The organism is Nonomuraea sp. NPDC050451 (genome assembly GCF_044458585.1).
This window is the reverse complement of record NZ_JBITHZ010000056.1, coordinates 21,489-37,967: the sequence shown is the minus strand read 5'-3', so window position 1 is coordinate 37,967 and position 16,479 is coordinate 21,489. Positions and strand designations below refer to the sequence as shown.

13 protein-coding genes are annotated in these 16,479 nt (G+C 70.4%); 10 read left to right on the top strand and 3 right to left on the bottom strand.

Features of this window, described 5'->3' with window-relative positions; translation table 11 throughout:
* The first annotated feature begins 44 nt into the window (after positions 1-44).
* From ACIBI9_RS63025 to ACIBI9_RS63000, 6 genes are all read left to right on the top strand, one after another.
* A complete protein-coding gene (locus tag ACIBI9_RS63025) occupies positions 45-3,146 on the top strand; it encodes a BTAD domain-containing putative transcriptional regulator (protein WP_397237922.1) in 3,102 nt (1,033 codons plus the stop codon).
* Between the two features lie 103 nt (positions 3,147-3,249).
* Positions 3,250-5,412 carry a 1,4-alpha-glucan branching protein GlgB gene (gene glgB / locus ACIBI9_RS63020; RefSeq protein ID WP_397237951.1) on the top strand — a complete coding sequence of 721 codons (2,163 nt, stop codon included), beginning with the start codon at positions 3,250-3,252 and terminating at the stop codon, positions 5,410-5,412.
* Between the two features lie 100 nt (positions 5,413-5,512).
* Positions 5,513-7,414, top strand: coding sequence for a S8 family peptidase (locus ACIBI9_RS63015; RefSeq protein WP_397237920.1), 1,902 nt, complete (start codon positions 5,513-5,515; stop codon positions 7,412-7,414).
* 140 nt (positions 7,415-7,554) lie between these two features.
* The gene (locus ACIBI9_RS63010) at positions 7,555-8,919 is read left to right on the top strand and encodes a S8 family peptidase (protein WP_397237918.1); all 1,365 of its coding nucleotides are present in this window, start codon (positions 7,555-7,557) and stop codon (positions 8,917-8,919) included.
* A gap of 161 nt (positions 8,920-9,080) precedes the next feature.
* Positions 9,081-10,439 (top strand): S8 family peptidase, encoded by a 1,359-nt coding sequence (locus ACIBI9_RS63005; RefSeq protein WP_397237916.1) that lies wholly within the window; start codon positions 9,081-9,083, stop codon positions 10,437-10,439.
* 342 nt (positions 10,440-10,781) lie between these two features.
* Positions 10,782-11,183 (top strand): peptide deformylase, encoded by a 402-nt coding sequence (locus tag ACIBI9_RS63000; RefSeq protein ID WP_397237914.1) that lies wholly within the window; start codon positions 10,782-10,784, stop codon positions 11,181-11,183.
* 9 nt (positions 11,184-11,192) lie between these two features.
* Here ACIBI9_RS63000 and ACIBI9_RS62995 read toward each other — a convergent pair whose 3' ends face one another.
* Entirely contained in the window at positions 11,193-12,086 is an 894-nt protein-coding gene (locus tag ACIBI9_RS62995) for a lysostaphin resistance A-like protein (protein ID WP_397237912.1), read from the bottom strand.
* A gap of 112 nt (positions 12,087-12,198) precedes the next feature.
* On the opposite strand from ACIBI9_RS62995, the gene ACIBI9_RS62990 reads away from it, so the two are divergent.
* From ACIBI9_RS62990 to ACIBI9_RS62980, 3 genes are all read left to right on the top strand, one after another.
* Positions 12,199-13,440 (top strand): sensor histidine kinase, encoded by a 1,242-nt coding sequence (locus tag ACIBI9_RS62990; protein ID WP_397237910.1) that lies wholly within the window; start codon positions 12,199-12,201, stop codon positions 13,438-13,440.
* The gene (locus ACIBI9_RS62985; RefSeq protein WP_397237908.1) at positions 13,428-14,072 is read left to right on the top strand and encodes a LuxR C-terminal-related transcriptional regulator; all 645 of its coding nucleotides are present in this window, start codon (positions 13,428-13,430) and stop codon (positions 14,070-14,072) included. The genes ACIBI9_RS62990 and ACIBI9_RS62985 overlap by 13 nt, the downstream gene beginning before the upstream one ends.
* A 416-nt stretch (positions 14,073-14,488) precedes the next feature.
* Positions 14,489-14,830: a hypothetical protein gene (locus ACIBI9_RS62980; RefSeq protein ID WP_397237906.1), complete on the top strand. Its 342-nt coding sequence runs from the start codon at positions 14,489-14,491 to the stop codon at positions 14,828-14,830.
* Here ACIBI9_RS62980 and ACIBI9_RS62975 read toward each other — a convergent pair.
* Positions 14,747-15,289: a hypothetical protein gene (locus ACIBI9_RS62975; RefSeq protein ID WP_397237904.1), complete on the bottom strand. Its 543-nt coding sequence runs from the start codon at positions 15,287-15,289 to the stop codon at positions 14,747-14,749. The genes ACIBI9_RS62980 and ACIBI9_RS62975 overlap by 84 nt on opposite strands.
* 108 nt (positions 15,290-15,397) lie before the next feature.
* On the opposite strand from ACIBI9_RS62975, the gene ACIBI9_RS62970 reads away from it, so the two are divergent.
* Positions 15,398-15,868 (top strand): hypothetical protein, encoded by a 471-nt coding sequence (locus ACIBI9_RS62970; RefSeq protein WP_397237902.1) that lies wholly within the window; start codon positions 15,398-15,400, stop codon positions 15,866-15,868.
* 89 nt (positions 15,869-15,957) lie between these two features.
* Here the strand turns inward: ACIBI9_RS62970 and ACIBI9_RS62965 are convergent, their stop codons facing one another.
* The gene (locus tag ACIBI9_RS62965) at positions 15,958-16,407 is read right to left on the bottom strand and encodes a carboxymuconolactone decarboxylase family protein (protein ID WP_397237900.1); all 450 of its coding nucleotides are present in this window, start codon (positions 16,405-16,407) and stop codon (positions 15,958-15,960) included.
* Between the last annotated feature and the right edge of the window lie 72 nt (positions 16,408-16,479).

Sequence of the window (16,479 nt, the reverse complement as noted above, 5' to 3'; positions counted from 1 at the left end):
CCCTCTAAGTAGGAGTGATGCGTTCACCCTCCAGGTGCGCGGTTATGGTCTGGTTCGGAGTCGGTTATGGGGGCGGGATGCGGTTCGGGGTGCTGGGCCCGCTCGCGGTGTGGGCCGCGGACGGGGAGCCGGTCAAGGTGCCGGAGGTCAAGGTCCGGGCGCTCCTCGCCGACCTGCTGGTCCACGCCGGACGCCCGGTCTCCGGGGACCGCCTGATCGAGGACCTCTGGGGCGACCGTCCCCCGGCGAACGCGCCCGGCGCCCTCCGGGTGAAGGTGTCGCAGCTGCGCCGCGCGGTCGGCGGGCTGGTCGCGTACCGGGCGCCCGGGTACGTGCTGCAGGTGGAGCCGTCCTCCGTGGACGCGGGGCTGTTCGAGACGTTGATCGGGCGCGCGCAGCGGGCCTCCGGCCTGGAGGAGCGGGCCGCGCTGCTGCGCGAGGCTCTCGGGCTGTGGCGCGGGGACGCCTACGCCGAGTTCGCGGACGAACCGTTCGCCCTGGCGGCCGTGGCCCGGCTGGGCGAGCAGCGGCTGGCAGCCCTGGAAGAGCTGGCCGAGGCGCGGCTCGGGCTCGGCGAGCACGTCCTGCTCGCGGCCGAGCTGGCCGCCCTCGTGGCCGAGCATCCGCTGCGCGAACGGCTGCGCGCCGCGCACGTACGGGCTCTCTACCTGGCCGGACGGCAGAGCGAGGCGCTGGCCGGCTACGAGGAGCTGCGGCGGCGCCTGTCGGAGGAGCTGGGTCTGGACCCCGGGCCGGAGCTGGCGGCCCTGCACCAGGCGATCCTGCGGCAGGACCCGTCCCTGGGCCCGGCCGCGCGCCCCCGTACCAACCTCCCCGCGCCCTTGACGAGCCTGGTGGGGCGGGACGAGGCGGTGGCCGAGGTCCGCGCGCTCCTGGGGGCCGGCCGCCTGGTGACGCTCACCGGCCCCGGCGGCGTCGGCAAGACCCGCCTGGCCCTGGCCGCCGCCTCGGGCACGGGCGGCGGGGACGTGTGGCTGGTCGAGCTGGCCGCGCTCCGGCCGCGGGCGGCCGACGTCGAGGTGGCCGAGGCGATCGCGGCCGTGCTCGGCCTGCGCGACGACGCAGCCGGGCCGGGTGCTCCGGTCGAGCGGATCTCGGGTGCGCTGGCGGGCAAGGAGACGCTGCTCGTGCTGGACAACTGCGAACACGTCGTCGAGCAGGCCGCCGCGCTGGCCGGGCGGTTGCTCCAGGCCGCGCCCGGGTTGCGGATCCTCGCCACCAGCCAGGAGTCGCTGCGGATCGAGGGCGAGGCCCTGTGGAGCGTGCCGCCGCTGACGCGCGAGGCGGCCGTGGAGCTGTTCGCGGCGCGGGCCGGCGTGGAGCCCGACGCGGACGTGACGGAGATCTGCGCCCGCCTGGACGGCCTGCCGCTGGCGCTGGAGCTGGCCGCGTCCAGGATGCGGGCGCTGACCCCGCGCCAGCTCGCCGACCGGCTGGACGACCGGTTCAGGCTGCTCGCGTCGGGTATGCGCGGGGCCCCGGCCAGGCAGCGGACGCTGCGGGCGATGATCGACTGGAGCTGGGAGCTGCTGACCGGCCCCGAGCGCGTCGTGCTGCGGCGGCTGGCCGTGCACGCCGACGGCAGCACGCTGGAGGCCGCCGAGGAGGTCTCCGCCGACCCCGGCGTGGACGTCCTCGACGTGCTGGCCAGGCTGGTGGACCGCTCGCTGGTCGTCCGGGTGCGGGCGCCCGGGGCCGAGCCGCGCTACCGGCTCCTGGAGTCGGTCTCGGCCTACTGCCTGGAGCGGCTGGACGAGGCCGGCGAGCTGGACGCGGTGCGGCTCAGGCACGCCGCGTACTACACGGCGCTCGCCGAGCGGGCGGAGCCGTACCTGCGGGGACACGGGCAGCGGGACGCGCTCGCGCTGCTCGACGCCGAGAGCGCCAACCTGCGGGCGGCGCTGGAGACGGCGGTGCGGCTGGCCCGGCCCGGCGAGGCGATGCGGCTGGTGAACGCCATGGCCTGGTACTGGGTGCTGCGCGGCAGGCTCGGCGAGGGACAGCGGGCGCTGGAGGCCGCGCTGTCCGTCCCGGACGCGGCGGGGCCCGGCGCCGCGCAGGCGAGAGTGTGGCTGGCCGGGCTCCGGATGCTGGCGGGGCGGCTGCAGCCGCCGGACCACGAGGTGTTCGAGGCCATCGAGGGGCGCTCGGCGCGGGCCAGGGCGCGGTGGTTCATCGGGTACGCGATGTTCGGCTACGACGATCTGTCGGCCAGCGGGGCCCTGATCGAGCAGGCGCTGGAGACGTTCCAGGAGCTGGGCGACAAGTGGGGCACGGGCGCCGCGCTGAACGTGCTGGCCCGCTACGCCGCCACCCGCGGTGACCTGGCGGCGCTGCGGCGGGACGGCGAGCGGGGGCTGGCGCTGTTCAGGGAGCTCGGCGACCGGTGGGGCGAGCTGCGGGCCGCCGAGAACCTCGGCACGCTCGCCGAGATCACCGGCGACTACGAGCGGGCCGCCGCGCTGCGCGCGGAGGGCCTGCGGATGGCGGAGGAGCTCGGGCTGTGGAGCTCGGTGTCCGACGCGCTGTCCCGATTGGGGAGGATCGCCCTGCTGACGGGCGACCACGCGCGGGCCGACGACTACCACGAGCGGGCCAGGCGGCTGGCCGTGGAGCAGTCGAACCGGCCGGCCGAGGAGTTCGCGGAGCTGGGCCTGGCGCTCGCGGCGCGGCGGCAGGGCCGCCTCGACGAGGCCGAGCGGCGGCTGCGGGCCTGGCTGGGGTGGGTCAGGGACGTGGCCGGCGAGCCGGGGGCGGCGCTGATCCTGGCCGAGCTGGGGTTCGCGGCCGAGCAGCGGGGTGACGCGGCCGCCGCCCTGGAGCTGCAGCTGGAGGGGCTCAGGGCGGCTCGCAAGGTCGGCGATCCGAGGGCCACCGCGCTCGCGCTGGAAGGGCTGGCGGGCGCGCGTGCCCTGGGCGGACGCCACGAGGAGGCGGCGCTGCTGCTGGGCCGGGCGGCGGCGCTGCGGGCGGCCGCGGGCGCGCCGCTGCCCGCCGGGGAACGGGGCGACGTCGACCGGATCACCGCTGCGGTGCGGGCGGTTCTGGGGCAGGAGGCGCTTGAGGCGGCCCTGGCGAGCGGCGCGGCGACGGAGCCGGAGAGGCTGGATCCAAGCCTGGTGTAAGGCAGGTTAAACCCAGGATTTCGCACTTTCGGTGATTGTCTCGGTGAAAGCGGGCAGTGCCTGGGATGGACGGTCATCATAGGGCAAGGTTGGGAGCATGCCGATGAGGACAGAGCTCGACCGCCTCGCGGGTGGGGCACACCACGATCCGCACTCCGTGCTGGGGGCGCATCCCGTGTCCGGCGGGGTGATCTTCCGCACGCTGCGCCCGCTGGCCGAGCGGGTGCGGGTGGTGCTGGAGGACGGTACGGCCCACGACATGAAACACCAGGACCACGGGGTGTTCGAGGTCACGGTCCCCGGCCTGGACAAGGTGCCCGGCTACACGCTGAGCGTCAAATACGCCGACCACGACCCGTACGAGGTCCGCGACCCGTACCGGCACTGGCCCACGCTCGGCGAAGTGGACCTGCACCTCATCGGCGAGGGGCGCCACGAGCGGCTGTGGGAGGCGCTCGGCGCCCGCGTGATGGAACACGAGGACGTCGAGGGCACGGCGTTCGCCGTCTGGGCGCCCAACGCGCGCGGCATCCGGGTCGTCGGCGACTTCAACCACTGGGACGGCACCGCCTACCCGATGCGGTCGCTGGGCCGCTCCGGGGTGTGGGAGCTGTTCGTCCCGGGTGTCGGCACGGGTGAGCGGTACAAGTTCCAGATCCTGGGCGCCGACGGCGTGTGGCGCGACAAGGCCGACCCGATGGCCAGGCGCACCGAGGTGCCGCCGATGACCGCCTCCGTCGTCGACAAGTCCGCCTACACCTGGGCGGACGACCAGTGGATGGCCGACCGGCCCGAGAGCCATCCGCAGGACGGGCCGATGAGCATCTACGAGGTGCACCTGGGCTCGTGGCGGCCTGGCCTGTCGTACGTGGAGCTGGCCGAGCAGCTGTCCGCGTACGTGGTCGACATGGGGTTCACCCACGTGGAGCTGCTGCCGGTGGCCGAGCACCCGTTCGGCGGGTCGTGGGGCTACCAGGTGACGTCCTACTACGCGCCGACGGCCAGGTTCGGCACGCCCGACGAGTTCCGCCACTTCGTGGACCTGATGCACCAGCGCGGCGTCGGCGTGCTGCTGGACTGGGTGCCGGCGCACTTCCCGATGGACGACTGGGCGCTGGCGCGCTTCGACGGCACCCCCCTCTACGAGCACGCCGACCCGGCCAGGGGCGAGCACCCCGACTGGGGCACGTACGTGTTCGACTTCGGCCGCAGGGAGGTGCGCAACTTCCTGGTGGCCAACGCGATCTACTGGCTCAAGGAGTTCCACATCGACGGCCTGCGGGTGGACGCGGTGGCGTCGATGCTCTACCTCGACTACTCGCGGCGCGAGGGCGAGTGGACGCCCAACGTCTACGGCGGCAGGGAGAACCTCGACGCGGTCGAGTTCCTCAAGGAGATGAACTCCGTCGCCTACCGGGAGACGCCCGGCATCTCGACCGTCGCCGAGGAGTCGACGGCCTGGCCGGGGGTCTCGCGCCCGGTGCACCTGGGCGGGCTCGGGTTCGGGTTCAAGTGGAACATGGGGTGGATGCACGACACGCTCGAATACCTGCGCCACGAGCCGATCTTCCGCCAGTACCACCACCATCAGATGACGTTCTCGCTGCTGTACGCCTACTCCGAGAACTACGTGCTGCCGCTGTCCCACGACGAGGTCGTGCACGGCAAGGGGTCGCTGCTCGGCAAGATGCCCGGGGACGAGTGGCAGCGGTTCGCGCAGCTGCGGGCGCTGCTGGCGTTCATGTGGGCGCATCCGGGCAAGCAGTTGCTGTTCATGGGCGGCGAGTTCGGCCAGGGCTCGGAGTGGTCGGAGGAGCGCGGGCTCGACTGGTGGGTGCTGGAGTTCGACGGGCACCAGGGCGTGCAGCGGCTGGTCCGCGACCTGAACCGGATCTACAAGGAGACCCCGGCGCTGTGGGAGCAGGACTCCAAGCCTGAGGGATTCCGGTGGATCGACGCCGACGACGCCTCCGGTAACACGTTCTCGTTCGTCCGCTACGCCGACGACGGGTCCGCGCTGGCGTGCGTGGTCAACTACAGCGGCGCGCCGCACGAGAGCTACCGGCTCGGCCTCCCCTACTCGGGCCAGTGGTCGGAGATCGTCAACACCGACGCCTACGACTACTGGGGCAGCGGCGTGGGCAACATGGGCGTGGTCGAGGCCGACGACGAGCCGTGGCACGGGCTGCCGTACTCGGCCACGCTGAGGGTGCCGCCGCTCGGCGCGGTGTGGCTCACGCACGAAGGGAACACGCTGAACGTTTAAGGTGCGCCCGCTGAAAGTTCGGTGAGAAACCGGCCCCGAGACCTGTCTCTGTCCGGAAAATCACCCTAAACTCCGAGATCATCCCCCTCTCGGAGGACGCGTGCGACTTCGCCCCCTGATCGTGAGCTCGATCGCGCTGGCCCTGCTGCCGTTGTCGGCCCCGGCCTACGCGGAGGATCCGACTCCCAGTCCGAGCGTCGTGGAAGAAACAACCTCCACCCCCAGCGAGCCCCCCGCCAAGGTGGAGGAGGGGTTAGGCGTCGACGGCGGCTCCGTGCGGGCCATCGTCGAGCTGGCCGACCCGGCGCAGAACGCGCCCGTCGCCGGCCAGGCGGCGGCCGAGAGCGTGGACGTGGTGCTGCAGCCGCAGAGCCAGTCGTTCATGGTCGTGGAGGGGACCGCGGAGGAGCTGGCCAAGCTGGCCGAGGACCCGCGGGTCGCGTCCATCCACCGGGACAGGACGTACGCGCCGGTGGACGTGAGCCCCAACCTCAAGCTGATCGGGGCGGACCAGGCGCACGCCAAGAACTACACCGGCACCGGGCAGGCGGTGGCCGTGCTGGACACCGGCATCGACCGCGACCACCCGTGGTTCGGCAACCGGGTCGTGGCCGAGGCCTGCTTCTCCGCCGTGGAGGACGGCGTCGAGTCGCTCTGCCCGAACGGGCAGACCTCGCAGACCGGGACAGGCGCGGCGGACGCCACGACGGGCAAGTGCCTGGCCGACGGCGCGAACCTGTGCGAGCACGGCAGCCACGTCGCGGGCATCGCGGCCGGCACCGGCGGCGTCGCGCCGGGGGCGAACATCGTGGCGGTGCAGGTGTTCAGCCGGGTCAACGACCAGGACATCTGCGGCGAGCCCTCGTGCCTGCTGGCGTTCGAGTCGTCGCTGCGGCAGGCCATGGACTACGTGGCCGGCCTGACCGAGCCGGTCGCCGCCGTGAACCTCAGCCTCGGCGGCGAGTTGTCCGAGGCCGACTGCGACTCCAGCGAGGAGGGGGCGATCTTCAAGCCGAAGATCGACGCCCTGCTGGCCAAGGGCATCGCGACCGTGGTGGCCGCGGGCAACGAGTCCTTCGAGGGGGCGTCGTACCCGGCCTGCGTCTCCTCGGCGGTGGCCGTCGGGGCGAACGACAACAACGACGTCATGGCGGACTTCTCCAACCGCGGGGCCATCGTGGACCTGTTCGCGCCGGGCGTGGACATCGAGTCGTCCGTGCCGGACAACCGGACGGCCGTCTTCAGCGGCACCTCGATGGCGACCCCGCACGTGGCGGGCGCGCTGGCGCTGATGAAGCAGGCCGCAGGGGGCGAGACGCCGATGGCCGACCTGATCAACACGCTGAAGACGACCGGCAGGCCGTACTCGTACGAGGCCAACGGCCAGCAGGTCACCACGCCGCGCCTGGACCTGGCGGCGGCCCTGGCCGGCGCCTCGCCGCAGCCGACCATCACGCAGTCCCCGGGCACCCCGACCGAGGACCCCGCCCCCGAGCCCGACCCGTCGGACAGCAGCGGGCCCAGCCCCGAGCCCGACGACCCGGCCGACCCCACGCCCGAGCCCTCGACCTCCACCTCGCCGGTCCCGCTGCCCACGGTCACCGTCACGGTGACGATCACGCCGACCCCGAAGACCACCGCGCAGGTCTGCACGCGGGGCACGAACGCCACCAAGCTGTCGGCCAAGCAGTGGGCCGTGGAGATCCACCGCAGCAGCGGCACGATCCCGGACGCCACGCTCACCTGCTACCTCAAGCTGATCGGCAAGTCGAGCAAGGTGTTCCCCGAGCTCACGAAGGCGTCCTCGCTCGGCAAGGCGTACCGGGTGCTGAAGAGCACCAAGGCAAGCAAGGCCAAGCTGGACAGCGCGCTGCTCACGTCCTGGCTGAACTGGGCGCACGGCACGAACGGCACCAAGAAGCTGACCACCGCCGAGAAGGTGCGGCTGAACGGCAAGTCGACCGCGGCGGCATTGCGGAAGGCGGCGAAAACCGTCAAATAGCCATCGCTAGGCGGCTAGGGCCGCAGGAAGGCAAAAAAGCCTCCAACGTTTCTCTGGGCTACATAGACCACCGACATCACAGTTGTCGCAGGTGGGGATGTATGCGGCTGTAAGCGAGCCAGGAGCTCTCGGAGGAACAAGTGAGGCTACGAACTCTGTTGGCCGGCGCCGCGGCGCTGGCCGCAACAGTCGCCGGGCTCTGTACGGCCCCGGCGCTCCACGCCGACTCGGGCGATCCGATCATCAGCCCGTCGCTGGCGGCGGAGGTCGAGGCGAAGTCCAGGGTGCGCTCCATCATCCAGCTCAAGCCCGGGCAGAGCGTCGAGGCCGTCGCGCGCGACATCGAGAAGGCGTCCGAGGGCAGCCGGGTCCTGGAGTCCGCGCAGTCGCCGCACTTCTTCGTGGCCGAGGTGGACCGCCCCACGCTGGCCAAGCTCAAGAAGGACAACCGCGTCCAGTCCGTCTACAAGGACGAGCTGCGCATGCCCACCCTTGACGTCAGCACCGCACTCATCCGCTCGAACCGGGCGAACCAGGCCGGCTGGACCGGCCGGGGCGCCACCGTCGCCGTCCTGGACACGGGGATCGACCGGGACCATCCCTTCTTCACCGGCCGGATCGTGGACGAGGCGTGCTTCTCCTCCTCCGACGCCAGCGACGGCGCCGTCTCGCTCTGCCCGAACAACCAGCCCAGCCAGACCGGTCCCGGCGCGGCGGACGCCGAGACCGCCCAGTGCGTCATCAGGAGTGCGAACGCCTGCTCCCACGGCACGCACGTGGCCGGCATCGCCGCCGGCCGGCTGGCCACGGGGGCGCCCTCCAACGGCGTCGCCCCCGAGGCCGGCATCCTGCCGATCCAGGTCTTCAGCCGCGTGGACAACCCGATGACCTGCCTGATCGGCGGCGTTTCCGCACCGTGCTTCCTCAGCTACACCTCCGATCAGAAACTGGCGCTCGAATACGTCGCGCGGGTGGCGAAGACCCACAACGTCGCCTCGGTGAACATGAGCCTCGGCGGGGGCGGCCCGTACGCCCAGGCCTGTGACACGGACGCGTCCGCCGCCGCGGTCAAGCCCGAGTTCGACACGCTGGTGGGCCTGGGCGTGGCCCCCGTGGTGGCGGCGGGCAACAACGGCTTCCCGAACGGCGTCGCCACCCCCGCGTGCATCTCCACCGCCGTCGCGGTGGGCGCCATCGACGACTCCGACGCGCCGGCCGGTTTCACCAACCGGGGGCCGCTGCTCGACCTGTTCGCGCCTGGCGTGAACATCAACTCCTCCGTGCCGAACAACACCTACGCGGAGAAGAGCGGGACCTCCATGGCCGCGCCGCACGTGGCGGGGATGTTCGCACTGATGAAGCAGGCATACCCGGCCTTCACGGTCGCGCAGAGCCTGCAGCGGCTGCAGGAGACGGGCACGCCCATCCGCTACGACGCGGCGGGCACCTCAGTGACCACCACGCGGATCGACGCCGAGCGCGCCACCGCGGGCGCCCGCGCCTGATCGGCGCGGGGAGGGCCGGACGGCGGGGTCCGGCTGCGAGGGCCGGACGGCGGGGTGCCGGCCACAAGGGCCGGATCGGCGGGATCCGGCCCTTTTCTCTGCCGTCCTACATCAATCGTTACTCTTGACTACAAACGCCCCCTCAACCCCCGGAGGAACGGTTGAGACTCTCGTCTCTGCTGGCTGGCGCCATCGCATTAGCCGCCACCTCGGCCGCGCTGGTCGCCACACCCGCCCTGGCCGACCCCGAGTCCAAGATCGACCCGGCGATCACCGCGACCGGCGAGCACCGCGCCATCGTCCGCGTGCAGCAGCCCGCGCAGGTCCAGTCCGTCCAGTCCAGCGCGGAGGAGGTCAAGCGGGACAAGAAGAACGTCTACGCCGAGCCGCCCTCCGAGGTGGCCGGCAAGCTGGACTTCTTCGTCTACCGGGGGACCCGGGCGGAGCTCGAGAAGATCGCCGAGCAGTCCGACGTGGTCTCGATCCGCAAGGACAAGCTCAACGAGCCCTCGCTCGTCGAGAGCATCCCGCTGATCGGCGCGGACCAGGCCCACCGCAAGGGCTTCACGGGCAAGGGCACGGCCGTCGCGATCATCGACAGCGGCATCGACAACGACCACCCGGCCTTCGGCCGGCGCGTCGTCGCCCAGGCCTGCTTCTCGGCCGCCGACCCGGCCGACAACTCCACCCCGCTCTGCCCGAACGGCAGCCAGTTCCAGATCGGCGACGGCGCCGCCGACGCCGAGACGGCCGCCTGCATGACGGGCGCCCCGCAGCCGCAGTACGGCCTGTGCTACCACGGCACGCACGTCGCCGGCATCGCCGCCGGCCAGGCCACGGCCGACTTCCCGGCCAGCGGCGTGGCCCCCAAGGCCAAGATCGTGCCGGTGCAGGTGTTCAGCCGCTTCGACAACTCCCCGTACTGCGCCGGGCGTCCCGTCTGCATCCTGGCGTACGACTCGTCGATCCTGACCGGCATGGCGTACGCGGACCTGCTGGCGGACCAGTACAACATCGCCTCCGTCAACCTGAGCCTGGGCGGAGGCCAGTACACCGAGGCCTGCGACACGGGCGACGGGGCCGACTTCAAGGCCGAGGTCGACAAGCTCCTCGCCAAGGGCACCGCCACGGTGGTCGCCTCGGGCAACAACGGCTTCGACTCCTCGGTGTCGTGGCCCGCGTGCGTCTCCAACACGGTCGCGGTCGGCGCCACGGACAAGCAGGACGCGGTGGCCGCCTTCTCGAACCGCGGGACGCTCCTGGACGTGTTCGCGCCCGGGGTGTCGATCAAGGGCGCGATCGCGGGGAACACGTACGCGACGCTGAACGGCACCTCCATGGCCGCGCCGCACGTGGCCGGCTCCCTGGCCCTGCTCCACCAGAAGCGGCCGCGCGCCGGGGTGGACAGCATGGTGGACGCCCTGAAGCGCACGGGCAAGCCGATCACGTACACGAGCGCGGGGGCGGAGGTCACGACGCCGCGCATCAACGTGTACGCGGCCCTGCGCACCCGCTACTAGAACCCCACCCGGGCAACGGGTAGGTGGGCCAGGCTCACCCATCCCGTTGCCCTACTGGGTGGTCAGCCTGCTGGACCCCGCCCCGAACCCCCCGCTCGCTCCGCTCGCCAGTCACCCCCGCCCGTTGACCTGCGAAGCAGTGGGCCGGCTGATGCCCCCGGGACCGGGATGCCTTTCGGGCCATCCATTGGCCGCGGAGCGCAACAACTGGCCTATAGATACGAGTACAACCACCTGTTATCCGGCGTTGCAGCGACGCTGTGTTCTGATTGACCTGGTCAGACGTCGGCGGCACGCCGCCGACGTCAGGAATGGTGGTCCGGACCCAAAGGGGGTGCGCCCATGACGGCGGGGAATCTCACCGACCTGATGCGAGCGGCCGGGATCGTTCAAGAGGGCGATCCGGTGTTGCTGGCGGCTGCTCGCCCTTTCACGCTCCCGGCGGAGGCCAAAGAAGCATCGAGAGTCGTCGAGGAACTGAACGCGGCCGCTGACCGTGTCGCGGCCGTCCACATCTTCGCGAAGGGCATGGGCATCGCGGCTCCTCAGATCGGAATCGGGAGGGCTGCCGCCATCGTCCGGCCACCGGAGGGCGGGTTCCTGACGTTGCTCAATCCCGTGGTGCTTGAGGAGTCCACGGGGACCGGCGAGCGGTTCGAGGGGTGCCTCAGCTTCTTCGATGTCCGAGGCCTCGTGCCGCGTCCCCTGTCACTCCGAGTCGCGCACGAAACCATCGATGGCTGATCTGCTGGTCTACCTCGCCATCGATCCAGGTTCAGCTCCATTGAGCTTCTTGAACTGTCCCGTTACGGCGAGTACGGCGACGGCGGCGGCCATCACGATCCAGCCGGGCCAGCCTGAAAGTGAGATGTGGAAGGCGGCGTCGCCAGTGCCCACGGGTCTTCCGAGGACTGCGGGCAGGGCGGAGGCGATGAGGTTCGCCGCGCTGTGTGCGACCACCGCCGGCCAGATGCTTCCGGCGGCGAGACGCAGCCAGCCCAGCAACGTGCCGAGCAACACCGACGCGATGGTGAAGGCGAGTACGGCAAGACCGCCCGGCATCCCCGGAAAGTGGTAGCCCTGCAGCGTGAACGGAGCGTGAAACACCCCCCAAACGATTCCGCTGATCAGCAGGCCACGCCAAAGCCCAAGCGGCAGCAGTTTGGGCAACAGGTAGCTCCACCCGAACTCCTCGCCGAAGGTCAGGACCATCCCTAGCGGGAAGATCAGCAGCTGTGAACCCAGCATGTCGGCCAGACTTTCAAGCGGCAGGGGATCGTGGAAGACGAAGCCACCGGAGGCGGAGCTCACACCTAGCGCGGCAAGCGCCAGGAGCGGCGGAAGAAGCAGACCGATGGCCGTGTAGCCGACCGCCTGTGGCAGTGATCGCGACGGCAGAATGCCGGTCTGCCGAAGCAGGTCGCGTGGACGGCGCAGCTCTTTGGTCAGCAACGTCGTGGCGAGCACTCCCAGCGTCGGCGTGAACATCGCGATCATGATGAGGGGCGTGGCAGCGTCTTCGTGGACGTCGCCGCCGCCGAGCCAGACGGCGCCGCCGGCGGCCCAGATGGCGCCGAAGGTGAAGGCGAGGAAGACCGCGACTTTGGACCATGGCACGACGGGGCGCAGGAGGTTTTGTGTGGTCATGACCACGGACAGTAGGTCTCACTCGCATCCGTTGACGATGGAGCGGTCCGCCCCATCGGTACTACAGTCCGCTGTAGTGCACCCGCCAGTCGCCGGGGCCAGACTGGATCTCGTGCGCGAGCGATGGCGGAAGATGTGGCGAAGCAGCCGATACCTCCTCTTCGGGCTGCCGACGGCGATGGCCACCATGCTGGTGTTGCCGCTTGTGGGGGCTGCGGCGCTGTCGACCGGACTCGGCGGCATCGGGCTTGTCCTGTTTCCACGGGCGGTGGCGGGCCTGCGCTGGTGGGCCGAGTGGCATCGCCGCCGTGCCGCCGCGTTCCTGGACCGGCAGGTGTCCCCTCGTCGCATGGCTCTGGGCGGGGGGATTCGCGCACGGTGGCGTCAGGTGCTCGACGACCCTGAGATCAGGCGTGACGTCCGCTGGGTGTTCCGGCACATCGTGACGGGCGTCCCGGTGGGGATGGTCACGTTGTTCTGCCTCGGCACTGTGGTGTTCACCGTGTTCGCCGCTCCGCTGTGGTGGTTGTTCCCGCCACAGGCGCCACTGCGGCTGCTGGGCTTCGTCCCGGTGACCGGGTGGGGTGGCGCGCTGGCCATGGGAGTCGTCCAGATCGTGGGCTTCGCCGCCCTGGCGTGCTGGATGGTGCCACGCTTGGCGGTCTTCCACGCGAGCAGCTGCCTGGCGGCGCTTGAACCCTCGGCGGAGGACCGGCTCGCCAAGCGGGTCAGTGAGCTGGCCGAAAGCCGCGCGGGCGTGCTGGATGCTCATGGGGCGGAGCTGCGCCGCATCGAGCGGGACCTGCACGACGGCACGCAGGCCCGGCTGGTCGCCATCGCCATGCGACTGGGGATGGCCAGGGAATCGCTGCCCGACAGCGCCGGCGCTCTGGCCGACATGTTGCGAGAGGCCCACGAAGGAACAGAGGAAGCCATGTCGGAGCTGCGCGACGTGATCCGCACCATGTATCCGCCGATCCTCGCCGACCGAGGACTTCCCGGGGCCCTGGCGGCACTCACCGCCCGGTCGGGCGTCCCCGCGGAGATCGAACTCGGCGATCTCGACCGGTTACCCGCCGCGGTGGAGGCCGCTGCTTACTTCGTGGTTGCAGAGTCGCTCACCAACGCCGCCAAGCACAGCGGCGCCACCCAGGCGCGGGTGCGGATCACTCGCGACGGCGGCAGGCTGCTGGTCGAAGTCACCGACAATGGCATTGGCGGTGTGGACGAGAGCCGCGGCACCGGCGTCACCGGCATCCGCCGCCGGGTCGCCGCACTGGACGGCACCATGATCGTCTCCAGCGCGGCCGGCGGCCCCACCGCCATATCGGTGGAGCTGCCGTGCGAGTCGTGATCGCTGAGGACAACGTCCTGCTCTCCGCGGGGCTGGAGCTCATCCTGGGCACCAAGGGCATCGAGGTCGCCGCCATCGTCACCGACCATCCCGCTCTGGTCGAGGCCGTGGACCGGCACCGGCCGGACGCGCTGATCGTCGATGTCCGGCTGCCTCCGTCCTTTCGCGACGAGGGCATCAAGGCCGCGCTGGAGATCCGACACTCGCATCCCGGCCTGCCCGTGCTTGTCCTGTCGCAGTACGTCGAGAAGGTCTACGCGCGGGAGCTGCTCTCCGATGGCCGAGGGGGCGTCGGCTACCTCCTCAAGGACCGGGTGAGCCGGGTCAGCGAGTTCGTCGACGGCCTGCGCCGAGTGGCCGAGGGCGGCACCGTCATGGATCCCGACGTCATCGCCCAACTCCTGGCAGGCGGCGCCACGAGCGCCATCGACACACTCACCCGCAGAGAACGTGAGGTACTCACCCTGATGGCCCAAGGCCTAGGCAACAACGACATCGGCAAGCGGCTGTTCATCACCGACAACGCCGTCCACAAGCACATCGGCAACATCTTCGCCAAACTTGGCCTTCCTCCCGCCGAAGGCGGCCACCGTCGCGTACTCGCAGTACTCGCCTATCTGGACACTGCCTGACCCAAGCGATCCAGGCTGACGACGACCCGCCACGGCATACAAGATCGTTAAAGACGCTCTGAGTCCGGGTCGCCCGGGGGGGCGAATTGCGCGCCATAGTCGCGAGCGACGAGTGTGGCCGCCTGGTTGACCGGCTGATTCGCGGCCATCCTCGTCCTCCAGCTCGTCGAAGACGGCCGTTACTCAGGATGAAAGGACTCACAAGGAGTGGCGGCGCTCTCGCTCGGCATTGATCGCGATGGGGTAACAGGCCGCACATGAGTGTGGGCCGCTCCGTGATGATCGGGTTCGACCAAGAACGTGATCGTCAACAGAGGGGCCTCGGAGTTCATTGTGCAACATGCCGGGTCCCCGGCAGGCCAAGCCAACGGCGGCGTGACGTTCACGGGTCCGGACCGCAGTGCGCGCGACTCGAGTTGGGCTGGACCCTCGCGGCGATCTCTCAGCACCTTGGCCTGGACCGCAAGACCGTCCGCAAGTTCCGCAACGCCACCACCGCCGAGGAACTCATCAACGGCCCTCGCTTCGGCCAGCCGCGATCGTTCGAGGAGTTCGTCCCCTACCTGCGGCAACGCGTCGCTGAAGACCAGGTCGTCAACGCCGCCCAGCTCTATGCCGAGTTGCGCAGCCCGCTCTTGGCCGACAAAACGCCCGCCAGAACGGCGATTGATCGCTCAGCCCGCGTCAGCCTCATCCCAGAACGGCAGCCCGAACGCACCATCGCGACGCGTCACGATCCTCCCGTCACGGACGCTTAGCAACTCCGGCTCATCGTCCTCATACCACCGCTGGTACCCGAAAAAGGACCCGTTCTTGTGGAGCCGGGCGGCCAACCAGCTCATCAGCGCGGCCACCTCGGCATGCCCGTCAGGGTGGATCTCCCAGCGGCAGGTCAGCGCCCAGCGTTCGTCGCCGTGGCCATCCGCGCGCACCAGGATCGAGCCGCCGGCGCCGGAAATCTTCGAGGCCGCGTACGGCGAACCATCGCTCCACGCCGGTTGCGGAAGCTCCTTGATCACCCAGTCGCCGTTCTCGTCCTGCACCGGCTTCTGCTCGTCGTCCAGCAGATCGAGAACCTCGTTGACGATGATCGTCTTCTCGGTGATGTGCTCGGGCCGCGAGCCGAGGCCCAGGTGCCAGCGCAACTCGGCGAGTTCGGTCTCGGACAGGTCGCCACGCAAGTCCATCGCAAGCATGAGTTCGTGAATGTCAGCCACGGCAGCACCATAGCGACGCAGGCCGACACCACCTTGCACCCTGCCGTCGGGACCGAGCCCGAAAGACAGGAGTGGGCGTTCCGGAAACCGGCCTGAAACCATGACAGCATGAAACGAGTCGTGATCCTGGGGCGCGGCGGTTCGGGGAAGTCGACCCTTGCCGCCCACCTGGCCGCGATCACCGGACTCCCCGTCATCGAGCTGGACAAGCACTTCTGGCAGCCAGGTCTCGAAGGGACGCCTCCCGATCAGTGGGCTGCCGTCCAAGGTGAACTCGTCCGGGCCGAGGCTTGGGTCATGGACGGCGACCTCGGCCCCTACGACGTCCTGGACGTCCGGCTCCAAGCGGCCGACACCGTCATCCTGCTGGACTTCTCGTTCTGGCGTTGCGCCTGGCGAGCGATCCGACGCTCTCGCGAACGCGCCGACTTCTGGTTGTGGGTATGGGCCTACCGACGCCGCAGCCGACCGCTTCTCCTCACGGCGATCGCGGCTCACGCCGGTGATGCGGAGCTGCACGTGATCAGGAATCCACGCGCGCTGAGACGATTCGTCGGCCAGATCTCGGGCCGACCGTGATCACATCCATGGCCGTATTGCTGTCGGCGGGGCCGCATCCCTTGATCTCGTGGGGACGCGACGACGAGCGGGTGACGGCCCCGACCAGCTCACCAGGTCTTGCCGGCCTGCTCCCGAGTTGCGCGGTTGATCCGGTTGAAGAAGTTCGTCAGCGCGATGTTCAGAACGATCGCGGACAGCTGTTTCTCGTCGAAGTGGGCGGCGGCGGCGTCCCAGATCTCGTCGGTCACGCCCTGTGCGCCGTCCTGGATCCGGGTGGCGGCCTCGGTCAGCGCGAGCGCTGCCCGCTCCGGTTCGGTGAAGAAGGGCGTCTCGCGCCAGGTGACCACGTTGTGCAACCGCTCGTCGGTCTCTCCGTGCTTCTTCGCCGACGCGACCCCGGCGAAGACGCACGGGCTGCAGCCGTTGATCTGGCTGGCGCGCAGGTGTACGAGCTCGAGCACGAGCGGGTCGACGCCACCGGCGTGAACAGCCTTGTGGAGATGCTGGATTGCGGTGATCACGTCAAAATTCGCGGGGCTCTGAGTGCGTGCTTCCATCGGTCTTGCTCCTTCATCGGTTACGTGTGCCCGTCCGGGCTCGTCATCCCCATGACGGAGCAGATCCGAGGA